Annotated in this window: 16 protein-coding genes; 12 read left to right on the top strand and 4 right to left on the bottom strand. The window is 44.6% G+C overall.

Features of this window, described 5'->3' with window-relative positions; genetic code table 11:
* The first annotated feature begins 5 nt into the window (after window positions 1-5).
* The gene (gene rplI, locus BCT11_RS27260; protein ID WP_038865482.1) at window positions 6-458 is read left to right on the top strand and encodes a 50S ribosomal protein L9; all 453 of its coding nucleotides are present in this window, start codon (window positions 6-8) and stop codon (window positions 456-458) included.
* 82 nt (window positions 459-540) lie between these two features.
* On the opposite strand, the gene BCT11_RS27255 is transcribed toward rplI, so the two are convergent.
* Window positions 541-1,305: a DUF481 domain-containing protein gene (locus BCT11_RS27255; protein WP_038865481.1), complete on the bottom strand. Its 765-nt coding sequence runs from the start codon at window positions 1,303-1,305 to the stop codon at window positions 541-543.
* 322 nt (window positions 1,306-1,627) lie between these two features.
* On the opposite strand from BCT11_RS27255, the gene BCT11_RS27250 reads away from it, so the two are divergent.
* The 3 genes from BCT11_RS27250 to BCT11_RS27240 are packed head-to-tail and all read left to right on the top strand — an operon-like array spanning window position 1,628 to window position 5,318.
* The gene (locus tag BCT11_RS27250) at window positions 1,628-3,028 is read left to right on the top strand and encodes a replicative DNA helicase (protein WP_038865480.1); all 1,401 of its coding nucleotides are present in this window, start codon (window positions 1,628-1,630) and stop codon (window positions 3,026-3,028) included.
* A 4-nt stretch (window positions 3,029-3,032) separates the two neighbouring features.
* The gene (gene alr / locus BCT11_RS27245) at window positions 3,033-4,118 is read left to right on the top strand and encodes an alanine racemase (protein ID WP_038865520.1); all 1,086 of its coding nucleotides are present in this window, start codon (window positions 3,033-3,035) and stop codon (window positions 4,116-4,118) included.
* 3 nt (window positions 4,119-4,121) lie between these two features.
* A complete protein-coding gene (locus BCT11_RS27240) occupies window positions 4,122-5,318 on the top strand; it encodes a hypothetical protein (protein ID WP_038881662.1) in 1,197 nt (398 codons plus the stop codon).
* A gap of 51 nt (window positions 5,319-5,369) precedes the next feature.
* Here the strand turns inward: BCT11_RS27240 and BCT11_RS27235 are convergent, their stop codons facing one another.
* On the bottom strand, window positions 5,370-5,789 hold the full coding sequence (locus BCT11_RS27235; RefSeq protein ID WP_045405858.1) for a secondary thiamine-phosphate synthase enzyme YjbQ: 420 nt from the start codon (window positions 5,787-5,789) through the stop codon (window positions 5,370-5,372).
* 306 nt (window positions 5,790-6,095) lie between these two features.
* Between BCT11_RS27235 and pgi the strand changes: the two genes are divergently transcribed.
* Entirely contained in the window at window positions 6,096-7,748 is a 1,653-nt protein-coding gene (gene pgi, locus BCT11_RS27230) for a glucose-6-phosphate isomerase (RefSeq protein WP_102389931.1), read from the top strand.
* 103 nt (window positions 7,749-7,851) lie between these two features.
* Here the strand turns inward: pgi and BCT11_RS27225 are convergent, their stop codons facing one another.
* Window positions 7,852-8,313, bottom strand: coding sequence for a chemotaxis protein CheX (locus BCT11_RS27225; protein WP_005381269.1), 462 nt, complete (start codon window positions 8,311-8,313; stop codon window positions 7,852-7,854).
* 9 nt (window positions 8,314-8,322) lie between these two features.
* Window positions 8,323-8,787 (bottom strand): zinc uptake transcriptional repressor Zur, encoded by a 465-nt coding sequence (zur, locus tag BCT11_RS27220; protein WP_102389948.1) that lies wholly within the window; start codon window positions 8,785-8,787, stop codon window positions 8,323-8,325.
* Between the two features lie 284 nt (window positions 8,788-9,071).
* On the opposite strand from zur, the gene dusA reads away from it, so the two are divergent.
* The 7 genes from dusA (at window position 9,072) to BCT11_RS27185 (ending at window position 16,078) form a co-directional block, all read left to right on the top strand.
* Entirely contained in the window at window positions 9,072-10,052 is a 981-nt protein-coding gene (gene dusA / locus BCT11_RS27215; protein WP_061036331.1) for a tRNA dihydrouridine(20/20a) synthase DusA, read from the top strand.
* A 163-nt stretch (window positions 10,053-10,215) separates the two neighbouring features.
* Window positions 10,216-10,431, top strand: coding sequence for an envelope stress response protein PspG (pspG, locus tag BCT11_RS27210; protein WP_038881667.1), 216 nt, complete (start codon window positions 10,216-10,218; stop codon window positions 10,429-10,431).
* A 100-nt stretch (window positions 10,432-10,531) separates the two neighbouring features.
* A complete protein-coding gene (locus tag BCT11_RS27205) occupies window positions 10,532-11,200 on the top strand; it encodes a TIGR04219 family outer membrane beta-barrel protein (RefSeq protein WP_102389929.1) in 669 nt (222 codons plus the stop codon).
* A 151-nt stretch (window positions 11,201-11,351) separates the two neighbouring features.
* A complete protein-coding gene (locus BCT11_RS27200; RefSeq protein ID WP_038865472.1) occupies window positions 11,352-11,582 on the top strand; it encodes a hypothetical protein in 231 nt (76 codons plus the stop codon).
* Between the two features lie 116 nt (window positions 11,583-11,698).
* Window positions 11,699-13,570, top strand: coding sequence for an assimilatory sulfite reductase (NADPH) flavoprotein subunit (locus BCT11_RS27195; protein ID WP_102389928.1), 1,872 nt, complete (start codon window positions 11,699-11,701; stop codon window positions 13,568-13,570).
* Window positions 13,570-15,306 carry an assimilatory sulfite reductase (NADPH) hemoprotein subunit gene (gene cysI / locus BCT11_RS27190; RefSeq protein ID WP_102389926.1) on the top strand — a complete coding sequence of 579 codons (1,737 nt, stop codon included), beginning with the start codon at window positions 13,570-13,572 and terminating at the stop codon, window positions 15,304-15,306. Before BCT11_RS27195 ends, cysI begins: the two co-directional genes overlap by 1 nt.
* Window positions 15,299-16,078 carry a phosphoadenylyl-sulfate reductase gene (locus tag BCT11_RS27185; RefSeq protein ID WP_102389925.1) on the top strand — a complete coding sequence of 260 codons (780 nt, stop codon included), beginning with the start codon at window positions 15,299-15,301 and terminating at the stop codon, window positions 16,076-16,078. Before cysI ends, BCT11_RS27185 begins: the two co-directional genes overlap by 8 nt.
* The last annotated feature ends 414 nt before the right edge of the window (window positions 16,079-16,492 follow it).

Genomic DNA, 16,492 nt, shown 5'->3' with positions numbered 1-16,492 from the left:
AAACAATGCAAGTTATTCTACTTGATAAAATCGGTAACCTAGGTGGTCTTGGCGATACAGTAAACGTTAAGTCTGGCTACGCTCGTAACTTCCTTATCCCTCAAGGTAAAGCAGTTATGGCAACTAAAGGCAACGTTGAAATGTTCGAAGCTCGTCGCGCTGAACTAGAAGCTAAAGTTGCTGAGCAACTAACTGCTGCTGAAGCACGTGCTGAGAAAGTTAACGCTCTAGAAGCAGTTGTTATCGCTTCTAAAGCTGGTGACGAAGGTAAACTGTTCGGTTCTATCGGTACTCGTGACATCGCTGACGCTATCACAGCTGCAGGCGTTGAAGTTGCTAAGAGCGAAGTTCGCCTTCCTGAAGGTGCTCTACGTAACACTGGTGAGTTCGAGATCAGCGTTCAACTTCACTCTGAAGTTTTCGCTACTGCGAACGTACAAGTTGTTGCTGCTGAGTAATTCAGTACCAAGACGAAATATTAAAAAGCACCTCTTTTGAGGTGCTTTTTTTATGTCTGATTTTCAGAGAAAAAAGTGAGAATTAGAAGGCGAACAGTAAGTTTACAGAGAATACACTGTCTGCTTTACTGAGCCCCTCTGGCACTTTATCGTGGTATTGACGCGAGTGTGCCAACTTTAAGGCGATATCTTCAGTGATGTCGTTAGTCACGCTGAGATCACTATCGACACGCGTGTTGCTTTTACCACTTACTAAGGTAATGTCGGCAGAAAAACTTAAGTTATCCAAAGCATGCCACGTGGTATTGATATTCCCACGGAAAATGCCTTCTCGAACGATATCAGGAAAGACGATATCGTCATCGTCTATCTCATCAAGGTTTGGTTCTTGATAACGAAAGCCAGGGCCGATCTCCGCCTCTAGCGTGAAATTCTCTGTATAGGCGAACTGGTAACCCAGACCGCCAGAAAGTGTGTAGTCTTTAAAGTAAGCACTGTAGCGCGAATCAACCCCTTTAAAACTGCCGTACAAATAAGTCTTTGAGCCTAACTTGTAGTCACTTTGCGCGGTGTAGGTCGAAGAACGCTTGTCTTCTTCACCATCTTTATAAAGGTTGTAATACTTCCATTCACCGTTTGAACGGTGTCGGCCAGAAGTATATTCAGCACTCAGACGAGCATTCAGGGAACGAGAGTCCGTGTTACCTGTGTGAGCTTGATAGCCGAACTCGACCTCAGTAAGTAGAGGATCGGGCACTTCAATTTCTTGCTCTGGCTGTACTGATTCTTCAGCGAACGATGCTCCCGTGCAAAGTAAGCTAAAGCCAAGTAACCAGTATCGGGACACAAATACCTCGAACGTAATTAAAAAAGGAGGGGCATGATACTGATACAGATATTTTATTGGGTCAATGGTAGGTTAAATTTTATTAGACCTAAACGTAAGAACCAAGGTGTAGGCTCCCTCTCGAACGACTAAACTTAGTGAACTATCTGTTTCACTGCGGATAAATCGATTCTAACTAAATCACAAAAGTTAACTGCGATGAAAAGCAGATTGTTAGTCATTCACTTGTTGAATTCTTAACAAGTAATTGTCGCATCGGGGAAGCATCTTGGTTGGGTTTAAGGTTATAATCTTGGGTCATTAGTAGTTATCGAGCAAAGTCATGGCGGAAAACAGAAATCGCAAACCTTCAGACAGTCAGGTAGACGCAATCAAAGTGCCACCTCACTCACTGGAAGCCGAGCAATCAGTGATTGGTGGTCTCTTACTGGACAATGAACGTTGGGACACCGTTGCAGAGCGTGTTGTCAGCAGTGATTTCTATAGCCGTCCACACCGTCTTATTTTCGAAGGCGTGAAAACCACACTAGAAGCGGGTAAGCCTCTCGACTTAATCACACTTTCTGAACATCTTGAGCGTCATGAACAGCTTGAAGATGTGGGTGGCTTTGCTTACCTTGCCGATCTGGCCAAAAACACACCAAGTGCTGCGAATATTAATGCTTATGCCGATATCGTTGCTGAACGCGCGATTGTGCGCGGTTTAATTGGTGTAGCCAATGAGATTGCGGATGCAGGTTACGATCCTCAAGGTCGTAGCTCTGAAGACTTAATTGACCTAGCCGAGAGTAAAGTTTTTGCAATTGCAGAGGCTCGTACCAGTGAGAATGAAGGCCCACAAAACGTGGATAACATTCTTGAAAAAACACTTGAACGTATCGAGATTCTGTACAAAACACCACAAGATGGTGTGACAGGTGTCGATACTGGTTTTACTGACCTCAACAAGAAAACGGCAGGCCTACAAGGCTCTGACTTGGTGATTGTTGCTGCGCGTCCATCGATGGGTAAAACGACCTTTGCGATGAACTTGTGTGAAAATGCCGCGATGCAGCAAGAAAAGCCAGTGCTTATTTTCTCGCTAGAGATGCCAGCAGAGCAGTTGATGATGCGTATGCTTGCGTCTCTTTCTCGTGTTGACCAAACCAAGATCCGTACTGGTCAGCTAGACGATGAAGATTGGGCACGTATTTCTTCTACCATGGGTATCCTGATGCAGAAGAAGAACATGTACATTGATGACAGCTCAGGTCTAACTCCAACAGAAGTTCGCTCGCGAGCACGTCGTATCGCTCGTGAACATGGTGGTCTATCAATGATCATGGTCGACTACCTTCAGTTGATGCGTGTCCCTGCAATGTCGGATAACCGTACTCTTGAGATTGCAGAGATCTCACGTTCACTTAAAGCATTAGCAAAAGAGCTGAACGTGCCAGTTGTCGCTCTATCGCAGCTTAACCGTTCCCTAGAGCAACGTTCTGATAAACGCCCAGTTAACTCGGACTTGCGTGAATCAGGCTCTATCGAGCAGGATGCAGACTTGATCATGTTCATCTACCGTGATGAGGTTTATCACCCAGATAGCCCATACAAAGGCACCGCAGAAATTATCTTGGGTAAACAACGTAATGGTCCTATCGGTTCAGTACGCTTGACCTTCCAAGGACAACACTCGCGCTTTGATAATTACGCGGGTCCAGCATTTGATATTGATGATGAGTAATGCAATGAGTTACAAGAAAGCCGCGATGGCATGCATTGACTTGTCTGCGTTGCAATACAACCTGCAACGTGTAAAAGAGCAAGCACCAGACAGCAAAGTGATGGCGGTGGTCAAAGCCAATGGTTACGGCCATGGTCTACGTCATGTCGCGAAGCATGCGACACACGCCGATGCCTTTGGTGTTGCACGAATTGAAGAAGCGCTGCAATTACGCGCTTGTGGTGTGGTAAAACCCATTCTGCTGCTAGAAGGTTTTTACTCACCAGGTGATTTACCTATTTTAGTGACCAACAACATTCAAACGGTTGTGCACTGTGAAGAACAGCTTGTTGCTCTGGAGCAAGCAGAGCTGGAAACCCCTGTGGTCGTTTGGCTTAAAATCGACAGCGGTATGCATCGCTTGGGGGTTCGTCCAGAGCAATACGACGAATTCGTTTCACGCTTAAAAGAGTGTTCAAACGTAGCGAAACCACTCCGTTACATGAGTCACTTCGGTTGTGCAGATGAGCTAGACAGCAACATCACTCCTGAGCAGATTGAACGTTTTATGTCTTTGACTGCTGGTTGTCAGGGAGAGCGCTCTCTTGCAGCTTCAGCTGGTTTACTTGCTTGGCCACAAAGTCAATTGGATTGGGTTCGTCCGGGGATCATCATGTACGGTGTTTCACCATTCAATGATAAAACGGCGCAAGAACTTGGCTATCAACCGGTCATGACACTAAAATCGCACTTGATCGCAGTTCGTGAGGTGAAGAAAGGCGAAAGTGTTGGCTATGGTGGTATGTGGACCAGCGAGCGTGATACCAAAGTAGGGGTCATTGCGGTTGGCTATGGCGATGGTTACCCACGAACTGCCCCGAATGGCACACCCGTTTTGGTCAATGGTCGCAAAGTGCCTATTGCCGGTCGAGTCTCAATGGACATGTTGACTGTTGATCTCGGCCCTGATGCGACAGATAAGGTCAGTGATGAAGCAATACTGTGGGGGAAAGAACTGCCTGCAGAAGAGGTGGCAAGCCACATTGGCACCATTGCTTATGAGTTAGTGACTAAACTGACTTCTCGTGTCGAAATGGAATATTCGAAGTAACCCATGAAGAAAATATTATTTTCAGTGCTGGCATTCTCTGCCAGCCTTTTTTTATCTCCACAGACGCTGGCGAAAGAGAAAGATTCAGCATTTGTTCCTTTCTATTTCAGTACGGATACCATGGGGAGCACCGTCGGTTTAGCCGGGGTTGCGAAAGGTGTCGGTCAGCCTCAAGCGGCTTTATTCGGAATGGGACTTTATTCTGAGAAAGATAGCTATGTCGGTTTTCTTTCTGCCTTCAATTACGCTCTATCTTCAAATCTGTTGTTCAGTACGCAGATGTACCAAGCGCGTTTTAACGATAATCCGTACTACTTAGGCAACCAAGGCTCGAATGACTCTTCAACGGAAGATAAAACCGTGACTAATGGAGACGAAGATAACTATAAGCTTGAATTCAAGTACTTACTGCCTTGGGGGAATGTCCGTGAACATGGGTTACTTGGCGCATTCCAACCGGTTCGAGATGTTAGCTTTGCTTCTCCAATTGACTCGGGAGTGAGCTCCATCATCTTCACGCCTTTTTACTCGTCTCGAGAGTTGGATATCTACAATGATAAAAAGGAAGAAGCGACGGGCTTTACTCTGACCTTTGATTGGGATAATCGAGACAGTGTACGTAACACGACGCGTGGCTCTCATACCTCTTTCGACCTAACCACTGGCGCGGACAGTTTGCAATCAGAGGATCTGTGGTTAAAGTGGGAATTTCAAAACAGCCAATATTATTCATTGGGGCCGTTAGGGGATTGGTTCGATCAACAAGTGCTCGCCTTTGATTTTTTCACTGCAGATACGCCGACGTGGGATCAATGTGATGGTGCAGTGTGTAGTCGTCCACCAGAACAAGAACAAGTTCGTTTAGGCGGTTTGTATCGTCTACGTGGTTATACAGCTGGTCGCTACCATGGACGCAGCGCGATTCACTACTCTGCTGAGTATCGTGTATTACCAGATTGGCAACCGCTCGATGATATTCCATTGATTAACTACTACGACTTACCATGGTGGCAGTGGGTAGCTTTTGTCGAAGTGGGTAGAGTTGCAGATGAATACAATCTTAAAACATTACATGAAGACATGAAGTGGAACATCGGTGGTGCAGTGCGCTTCCAAGTCGAGGGTATTGTTGTTCGTGCTGAAATGGCCAAAGGCGCTGATGAAGGCACCTTCCGAGTAATGATCAATCAGCCCTTCTAAATTGAGATAAAACAAAGGCTAACCAGTTGGTTAGCCTTTGTTTTATCTGAACTATTCACCGTTGATGGTTGCGATGACACGACGGCTTCCGCCGTAATCTCGGTGCTCACCTAAGTAAATACCCTGCCATGTTCCCAAAGCTAACTGACCGTTTTGGATAGGAATCGTCACACTACTGCCAAGTAAAGACGCTTTAATATGGGCTGGCATATCATCATCGCCTTCATAAGTGTGCTGGTAGTAAGGCGCTCGTTCAGGCACAAACTTATTAAAATGGGCTTCCATGTCCATACGTACTGTTGGATCTGCGTTTTCATTTAAGGTCAGGCTAGCGGACGTATGTTGAATAAACAAATGTAACAAACCTACTGAAAGCGATTGGATTTGTGGTAATTGTTGTTCAATTTCATCAGTGACCAGATGGAAACCGCGTTTACGCGCTTTTAATTGCAGTGTTTTTTGTGCCCACATATGCGTTCCTTTGGAAAAATTTGATTTGGCGTCTATCCTAATCCAATTAGAGCCTGTCATTACGAAATGATATGATTCTCAGCATCATAAATGAATTGTTTAAATTCGAAACAGGGAACGTGACCTAACTCAATGTGAGTGTAAAGGCACTCCGTCATAATTGATGGCTGAAAAAAAATTACAAAGACTTGTTTTGTGGCAATTCGCCCTAACATCTTATTTATATTCTATTTGCTAAATCGGGGATTCCGCAGTTTTCGCTAGACTGTAAGGAATGGAACCTACTGTAACATCGGGATAAAGACCATGTTGAAAAATATCAATCCAACGCAAACACAAGCTTGGAAAGCGCTAACTGCGCATTTCGAATCTGCACAAGATATGGATCTGAAAGAGCTATTTGCTCAAGACGCAGCGCGTTTCGACAAATACTCAGCACGCTTCGGCTCAGACATCCTAGTCGATTACTCAAAGAACCTAATCAACGAGGACACTCTGAAGCACCTTTTCGCTCTTGCTAACGAGACTGAGCTTAAGTCAGCAATTGAAGCGATGTTCAGTGGTGAAGCGATCAACAAAACAGAAGATCGCGCTGTTCTTCACACTGCACTGCGTAACCGTTCTAACAAGCCAGTAATGGTTGGCGGCGAAGACGTAATGCCTGCGGTAAACGCAGTTCTTGAGAAAATTAAATCATTCACTGATCGCGTAATTGGCGGTGAGTGGAAAGGTTACACAGGTAAAGCAATCACAGACATCGTAAACATCGGTATCGGTGGTTCTGACCTTGGTCCTTACATGGTGACTGAAGCACTAGCACCATACAAAAACCACCTAAACCTGCACTTCGTTTCTAACGTTGATGGTACTCACATCGTTGAAACTCTGAAGAAAGTCGATCCAGAGACAACACTATTCTTGATCGCGTCTAAGACATTCACGACTCAAGAAACCATGACAAACGCGCACTCTGCTCGTGATTGGTTCCTAGAAACTGCTGGCGATCAAGCACACGTTGCCAAGCACTTCGCAGCGCTTTCTACTAACGCTCCTGCAGTGTCTGAGTTTGGTATCGATACAGACAACATGTTTGAGTTCTGGGATTGGGTTGGTGGTCGTTACTCACTATGGTCAGCAATCGGTCTTTCAATTGCATTGGCTGTAGGTTACGACAACTTTATCGAGCTTCTAGACGGTGCTCACGAGATGGATAACCACTTCGTATCGACAGATCTAGAAATCAACATCCCTGTAATTCTTGCTTTGATCGGTATTTGGTACAACAACTTCCATGGCGCTGAGTCTGAAGCAATCCTACCGTACGACCAGTACATGCACCGTTTCGCGGCGTACTTCCAGCAAGGTAACATGGAATCTAACGGTAAGTATGTTGACCGTGAAGGTAACGCAGTGACTTACCAAACTGGTCCTATCATTTGGGGTGAACCAGGTACTAACGGTCAGCACGCGTTCTACCAGCTGATTCACCAAGGCACTAAGTTGATCCCATGTGATTTTATTGCACCAGCAATCAGCCACAACCCAGCAAGCGACCACCACCAAAAACTGATGTCTAACTTCTTTGCACAAACAGAAGCTTTGGCATTTGGTAAGCCAGCAGAAACAGTGCAAGCAGAATTTGCGAAAGCAGGTAAGAGTGAAGAAGAAATGGCGTCTCTAGTACCGTTCAAAGTATTTGAAGGTAACCGCCCAACGAACTCTATCCTAGTTAAGCAAATCACACCTCGCACGCTAGGTAACCTGATCGCAATGTACGAGCACAAAATCTTCGTTCAAGGCGTTATCTGGAATATCTTCAGCTTCGACCAATGGGGTGTTGAGCTAGGTAAACAACTAGCAAACCAAATCCTACCTGAGCTAGCTGACGGTTCTGAAATCAGTTCACACGACAGCTCTACAAACGGTCTAATCAACGCATTCAAAGCTTTTAAAGCTTAATGTTTGAATAGATAGAAAAAGAAAAGGTCAGCAAGTGCTGACCTTTTTTATTGTCTGAGACAGAAACAAATAGGTTGGCATTTACCAACTTATTTATTCTCTATTATTCGAAGCAAATCTCGATGAAGGCATTTCCCCACTGTGAAGAGAAAGGCATGATGATGATTGAGCCTTCACACTTGTGGCGAATGGTATGGCCTCTACCTGATACCACAACTGGCGTTGCCATATCAAAGTCGAACCCACTTTCCGCTAGAATACGTTTCGCACCACCAGTCACCATGTTAGTGATCTCACCAACCATGTCAGTCACTTCCTCGTTCAGTCCGTTTGGACGTTCTCCAAGCATGTTCTGCATGATTTCTAGTGCTAACGCTTCATCAAAGGTAATCGACATTGAACCACGAGTTTGTGGGCCAACCATACCAATAAGACCAGAAACGTCACCTCGTGCGATCTCATCTTTCTTGATTCGCGGTTTTTGTGGCTTCAGTTCTAGCGAAGCCATAGTTTTTAGAACATTCATTAAAGAAGCTAAAAACGGGTTTACAAATTCAGCGCGCATAACGTTCTTCTATCTTTCTTCTTTCGTCTCCGAGGAACACGCCTGGCATTCGCCATGGGTTTCGATAACTTGATTCGTTAGCTTGAATCCATGTTTCTCGGCGTTATTGGCTAATAAGGATATCAGCGTCTCGTCTTCGAGTTCAACGACATCGCCACATTTATTGCAAATTAACAGTTGGAAAAAATGCTGTTGAGTATTGAACGAACAACAAGTAATAAAACTGTTCGTTGATTCCACTCGATGAATAAAGCCTTGTTCTAGAAGAAAATCTAATGCTCGATAAACAGTCGGTGGCTTAGCCTGAGGCTCACTCTCTTTCAGTTGCTCCAATAGCTCATACGCACTAGAGGCGCGGCGATTAGAACAAATTAGCTCAAAAACGCGTCGGCGCTGCGGCGTCAATCTTACTCCGCGCTCAGCGCAGATTTGTTCAATTTGTTCAAGGATTGTTGGGTCCAAATCTTTCACCATAACTATCGGACGTGCTTTATGATAAACCATTTCTATACGAAGTTCGTTTAGAAATACTGCATTTTACCTACTATCAGACCGAAAATCATGAACTAAAGCAAGTCGATGAAGAGTAGAGTGAGCAACGGATATCACAGAACGAGATACCAATGCCGAAATAGGGTGTTGGGGCGGCGATTCACAGCGCTCGCATCCATTGCACGGTGGGTATACAATACCCGACTTAATTTTTGGGGCGCAATGCCGCGCTCTACCTTGGCAACGTAAAAACGGGTGTTTATATCATGACTCATTCTTGCAGGCTCTCTGTAGCACCAATGTTGGATTGGACGGATCGTCATTGTCGCTACTTCCATCGCTTAATGACCAAAGAAACCCTGCTGTACACCGAAATGGTAACAACAGGTGCGATCATTCATGGAAAAGGAGATTTCCTAGCTTATAACGAAGAAGAGCACCCGTTAGCCCTTCAACTTGGCGGTTCAAACCCAGCTGATTTGGCAACGTGCGCTAAGTTAGCCCAAGAGCGTGGCTATGATGAGATTAACCTAAACGTGGGTTGCCCATCTGATCGTGTTCAAAATGGCCGTTTCGGCGCGTGCCTAATGGCCGAGCCACAGTTGGTCGCTGACTGTATCGCATCGATGAAAGATGTGGTTGATATTCCTGTTACGGTAAAGACGCGTATTGGCATTGACGACCAAGATTCTTATGAGTTTTTAACTGACTTCGTATCGATTGTGTCGGAGAAAGGTGGCTGTGAACAATTTACTATTCATGCGCGTAAAGCATGGTTAAGTGGTTTAAGCCCGAAAGAAAACCGTGAGATTCCACCGTTGGATTACCCACGCGCTTACCAGTTGAAGAAAGATTTCTCTCACCTGACTATCGCTGTGAACGGTGGCGTAAAGTCATTAGAAGAAGCGAAAGAGCATCTACAACATTTAGATGGTGTGATGATTGGTCGTGAAGCTTATCAAAGCCCCTACTTGCTAGCATCTGTTGACCAAGAATTGTTTGGTTCAACCGCACCAGTGAAGAAGCGCAGTGAGATCGTTGAAGAGATGTACCCGTATATCGAAGCACAACTTGCAAAGGGTGCTTACATTGGCCATATCACTCGTCATATGTTGGGCTTATTTCAAAGTATGCCTGGTGCTCGTCAATGGCGTCGCCACATCAGTGAGAATGCACACAAGCCAGGTTCTGGTTTAGAGGTGTTGCAAGATGCACTGGCGAAGATTCCAAAAGAATTGAACGTGTAAATTTCACCAGTGGTTGGTGAAAATTACCAACTCACAAATAGAAAAGCCAGAGTGCAGAAATGTCTCTGGCTTTATTTTTACTTATAGATCATGGTTTTATTCTTGTTTTAATAAGTTGGTACAGAACCTGCTCTAGTAAAACTAAAACAAAGGAGAAGTGATTATGTTGGAGCTGATCTTTATTTTAGTATTTGCGGCAACTTTGCTCGTGACTGGTATTACGATGGTGACTGTATTTGCCGCGACGGGTATTGCGTTAATCGTGATGTTCTTACTTGGTATGGTTGGAGCGGTATTGAAATTATTGCCCTGGTTAATTGTGATAGCACTTGGTATCTGGTTTTTCAAAAACTTCGTTGCCCAGCCGCGCTACAAGTAACGGATTGTAGAGATTTAGTTGATAGAGGGCAGTGAGAGTATGATAATATTTCTCACATGCCCCTTAATGTTGAAATCAGCTATCTCGGAGTAAAAATTACATGACATATAAAGCGACCATCGCTTTAGCGACACTATCGTTGGCAGCGTCTTATCCTTGTTTTGCAAATGAAGAAGCTTCTTCTTTTACTACCACTGTAGGTGCAGAAGTGTGGGTGGCAGATACTAAAGTTAATGAAGTAAGAAGAGATAGCAATACAACTGGTTCTTTCTATGCTGCGGTTGAGCACGACATAAAATACGTGCCAAATGCTCGCCTTCGTTATTCTAACGTTGATGCAGATTACATGGGTTTCGACAAATTAGATCTCACTCTTTACTACCAAATTCTTGAACATGACTTACTGCATTTCGATGCGGGTCTGACCTTTAGTAATTTGAGTGACACTAAGTATGTGGATGCGGGTACAAATGCCCGTACGGAAGAGTTTGATGAACTTATCTGGGCTTGGTATGGCTACGCAGAAATCACCGTACCTAATACCAACTTCGATGTGATTGGTGAGATGAACTTCGGCGATAGCAAAGGCATCAAGAGCACCGACCTAATGGCTGGTGTTCAGTACCGTATCCCTTTCCAGGAATCTGAATTGACCTTCCGTGGTGGCTACCGTGTGATTGACCTTGAGTCAGAAGAGTTCTTATCGAGCTTAGGTAAAGAGTTCATTTTTGCTGATGGCTTCTTTGTTGGTGCTCAATACTCTTTCTAAACATAATTAACTTATTCCTTTAAAACGTCGCCTTATAAGCGGCGTTTTTTTATATCACTTCATTATATTCAATCGAATTAATCGCCCAAGTTTTCAGACTTCGACCATGCTTATTTAGGAGCAATGTATAAAAGTTGGAGCAAGGATTGCGATGACAATAAATGAATTGAGACATCTATTTCGTGATAACCAGCTGGTAGAAGCCATTATCGAACCTTCAATACAAGAAGGAGGTTGGGTTGTTGAGTTTAGGCATGCCCGTGGTGGTTTTGTCTGTCTTACCGATACTCATGGGGAAGAATGTCTCTATGATGACCTCGATACGGCCTCTAAATCGGCCATGGCAGTCGGCTTTCAACAAGTTCGGATTGAAGATCGTTGACCCTAACTTTGATTTTCTTACTTCCAAAAAGTTATAAAACATTCACATCTATTCTTTCTTGTTATTAGGGAGAGTGGTTAATCTATCGTCACGCAATGAATAGGGATGTCGTGACAATGTCTTTTCAAAAGAATGAGTCTTACAAGAATGTGTCGGAAGAAAATAATGGGCAAGGTGGAAACCCACCAATCGCAAGCCCTCTGAATGACCAGCAATTTAGTTCACTCCAGCAAACTGTCTCTGAGTTATCTTCACAACAACTCGCTTGGGTCAGTGGTTATTTTTGGGGTTTAGCGCAAAACCAACCAAGTTCAGCAGCTGCAGGCCCAATAGCACAGGCTGCTGCTTCTGTCGCTGCAAAACCAGCAGGTAAGCTAAGCATCATTTTTGCTTCTCAAACCGGCAATGCGAAAGGTGTTGCTGAAGCACTAGAGCAAGAAGCCAAAGCAGAAGGCATTGTTGTAGAGCTATTTGATGCTAGTGATTACAAAGGCAAAAATCTTGCTAAAGAGACGCATGTAATCATCGTTGCGTCCACTAATGGAGAGGGTGAAGCGCCAGATAATGCCATTGAGCTGCATGAATTCCTTCAATCAAAGAAAGCGCCTAAGCTACCAAACCTGCAATATGCGGTGATCGCTCTTGGCGATTCTAGCTACGAATTTTTCTGCCAAACGGGTAAAGACTTCGATACTTACTTATCTAAGCTAGGTGCAACTGCCTTCATCGATCGCATTGATTGTGATGTGGATTACGAAGCGCCGGCCGCAGAGTGGCGTAAACAAGCGCTTGAGCAAGTAAAAGAAGCGCTTTCTTCTGGTAACGAAGCGGAAGTGGTTCAACTTCCTGTTGGTCAAGTCGCTCCTGGTCACTCTGCTTATAACAAGCAAAACCCATATACCGCAACGTTACTGACTAGCCAGAAAATCACGGGTCGTGATTCGGGCAAAGATGTTCGCCACGTAGAGATTGACCTCGAAGACTCAGGTTTAACTTATCAAGCCGGCGATGCTTTAGGTGTGTGGTTCGATAATAGTTCAGAATTAGCCAATGCCATCTTAGCTAAGGCTGGTCTATCCGGTGTAGAAAGTGTAGAAGTGGATGGTGAAAGCCTTTCTATTCATAGTGCATTGGTTAGCAAATATGAAATCACCGCATCAAACCCTCAGTTTGTCACCAAATTTGCAGAGCTATCTGGTAGTAAGAAACTACAAAAGCTAGTGGAAGATAAAGACAAACTTCGTGAGTACGCAGCAAACACTCAAGTCGTAGATGTGCTTGCGGAGAAGAAGACCAAGCTAAGTGCAGAAGAGTTGGTTGGTTTACTTCGTCGATTGACACCTCGTCTATATTCTATCGCTTCAAGCCAAACCGAAGTTGATGAAGAGGTTCACCTAACCGTAGGATTAGTTGAATACGATAAAGGTGATGAGAAGCGCTATGGCGGAGCATCAGGTTTCCTCGCTCAACGTCTGGAAGAAGGTGGTGAAGTGAAAGTGTTTGTTGAGCACAACAATAACTTCAAACTGCCACAAGATGACAACACACCAATCATCATGGTTGGCCCTGGTACCGGTATTGCGCCTTTCCGTAGTTTTATTCAAGAGCGTGATAACCGTGACGCGGAAGGCAAGAACTGGTTGTTTTTTGGTGACCGTACCTTTACTCAAGATTTCCTTTACCAAGTTGAATGGCAGAAGTACCTCAAGTCAGGTTTGCTGACTCGCCTTGATGTTGCGTTTAGTCGTGACCAAGCAGAGAAGGTTTATGTTCAACATCGCATCCTAGAAAACGCTGAACAAGTGTGGCAATGGATTCAATATGGTGCCTACATCTATGTATGTGGTGATGCCACTCGTATGGCAAAAGATGTTCACGATGCGCTGGTATTTGTAGCCGAGCAACAAGGCAAGCTATCTCGTGAAGAAGCCGAAGAATTTATCAACGATCTACGTAAAGCGAAACGTTACCAAAGGGATGTGTACTAATGAGCGCGAATCAACAATCAAACAGCCAAGAAGTATTAGGTGAGGTGCTTGGTCCACTCTCGGATAATGAGCGCCTTAAAAGAGAAAGTAATTTACTGCGTGGAACGATTGAACAAGATCTACAAGACCGCATTACTGGTGGCTTCACTGCAGACAACTTCCAATTGATTCGTTTCCACGGAATGTACCAGCAAGATGATCGCGATATCCGTAATGAGCGTGCTAAGCAAAAGTTGGAGCCGCTGCACAATGTCATGCTTCGTGCACGTATGCCGGGCGGTATCATTACGCCAAAGCAATGGCTAGCGATCGACAAGTTTGCAACTGAGCACTCTTTATATGGAAGTATTCGTCTTACGACTCGTCAAACGTTTCAGTTCCACGGCGTGCTAAAACCAAATATCAAGTTGATGCACCAAACGCTCAACAGCATTGGTATTGATTCGATTGCCACCGCAGGTGATGTTAACCGTAACGTGTTGTGTACCACTAATCCAGTGGAGTCGGAGCTACACCAAGAGGCTTACGAGTGGGCGAAGAAGATCAGTGAACATCTATTACCGAAGACACGCGCTTACGCAGAGATTTGGTTAGACGGTGAAAAAGTAGAAAGCACGGAAGAAGACGAACCGATTCTAGGTAAGAACTATCTACCACGTAAGTTTAAAACCACAGTGGTTATCCCACCGCAAAATGACGTAGACGTACACGCTAACGATCTTAACTTCGTAGCGATTGCAGATAACGGTAAGTTGGTTGGTTTTAACGTGCTTGTTGGTGGCGGTCTAGCGATGACGCATGGCGATACGTCAACTTACCCACGCAGAGCGGATGACTTTGGTTTTATCCCATTAGAGAAAACGCTTGATGTTGCGGCTGCTGTAGTAACAACGCAACGTGATTGGGGTAACCGTTCGAACCGTAAGAATGCAAAAACGAAGTACACATTAGATCGTGTCGGAAGTGATGTCTTTAAAGCAGAAGTAGAAAAGCGTGCTGGTGTTAAGTTTGAGCAAAGTCGCCCTTACGAATTAACAGAACGTGGTGACCGTATTGGTTGGGTTGAAGGGATCGATGGTAAGCATCACCTAGCACTCTTCATCGAAAACGGTCGTCTGTTGGATTTCCCGGGTAAACCACTTAAGGCAGGTGTTGCTGAAATTGCCAAAATCCACAAAGGCGATTTCCGCATGACGGCAAACCAAAATTTGATTGTTGCTGGTGTACCAAAAAGCCAAAAATCGAAGATCGAGAAGATTGCTCGTGAACATGGCTTAATGAATGATGGTGTGAGTGAGCAGCGTAAGAACTCGATGGCGTGTGTCGCATTTCCTACTTGTCCGCTCGCGATGGCTGAGGCTGAACGATATCTTCCTCAGTTTGTTACTGATGTTGAAGATATTCTAGAAAAGCATGGTCTATCGGAAGAAGACAATATCATTCTTCGTGTAACAGGGTGTCCAAATGGCTGTGGCCGAGCAATGTTGGCAGAAATCGGCTTAGTTGGTAAAGCTCCGGGTCGATACAACTTACACCTAGGTGGTAACCGCGGCGGTACTCGAGTACCGAAGATGTATAAAGAGAACATTACGGATAAGCAAATCTTAGAAGAGATTGATCAGCTGGTGGCTCGTTGGGCTGCCGAACGTGAAGAAGGCGAAGCATTTGGCGATTTCACGATTCGAGCTGGCATTATCCAAGAAGTGTTTATATCAAAGAGGGATTTCCATGCTTGATTCTGTAGCGTCCAACCCGGAGCTAGCAGAGTTACTGACATTAACTAAGACGGAGCAAATCCTCCGTCTTGCTCAAATCAATGTCGATCTCGAACAGCTTTCGGCACAAGAGAGAGTAAAGTGGGCATTGGAGAATTTGGAAGGGGAGTTCGCAGTCTCATCCAGTTTCGGTATCCAAGCAGCAGTGATGCTCCATCTTGTGACACAACAAAAGCCGGACATTCCAATCATCCTAACGGACACCGGATATCTATTTGCGGAGACTTATCAATTTATTGACCAGTTGAAAGCGCAACTGAGCCTCAACCTTAAAGTATACCGAGCAAAAGAAAGCGCCCATTGGCAAGAAGCACGTTACGGAAAACTTTGGGAACAAGGTATAGAGGGAATTGAAAAGTACAACAAGATAAACAAAGTAGAACCAATGCGACGGGCTCTGCGTGAGCAAAATGTCGGTACTTGGTTTTCAGGATTGCGTCGAGAGCAAAGCCAATCTCGTGCAGGTCTACCAATCTTGTCGATTCAAAATGGTGTATTTAAATTCTTACCAGTGATCGACTGGACGAATAAAGATGTGCATTACTACCTAGAAGAACATGGTTTAAGTTATCACCCTCTATGGGACCAAGGATATCTTTCGGTAGGTGATACTCATACAACAAGGAAGTGGGAACCAGGCATGTCAGAAGAAGAAACCCGCTTCTTCGGTTTAAAACGAGAGTGTGGTCTTCATGAAGATGAGGGCGCAGAACAAGATGGTTCTGGCATCTAGTCATTTAGACGCCGAAACACACGTATCGGCTAAATAAAGAAAGCTGCTGTAAAGCAGCTTTCTTTATTTACAGTAAGTAAAAATGGGCAAAAAAGGATAACTCTGTGGATAAGTTGTTTAACTCTTTGGGGTAAAGTTGGATAAATAAGCCTTTGAATGAAAAGTCGACGTTTAACCATTATTTTTGCAATTTTTGCAAAATAACACTTGCCAACGTGAGCGCGATCTCTATAATGCCACCTCATCGACAGGGCAAGCGCTCACAAGGGTTCAAGCAACGTCGATAAGGTCAGAAAGAAAAGCGAAATAATTTGAAAAAAGTGTTTGACACAAAAAATTATCTCGCTAGAATGGCCGCCTCTTCCGAAGTGATGTGAGTCACAAAGAAGAATCGCTCTTTAAAAATATAGACCT

This window comes from Vibrio sp. 10N.222.52.B12, assembly GCF_002875385.1.
Lineage (GTDB): Bacteria > Pseudomonadota > Gammaproteobacteria > Enterobacterales > Vibrionaceae > Vibrio > Vibrio jasicida.
This window is presented reverse-complemented; position numbering and strand designations above follow the sequence as displayed.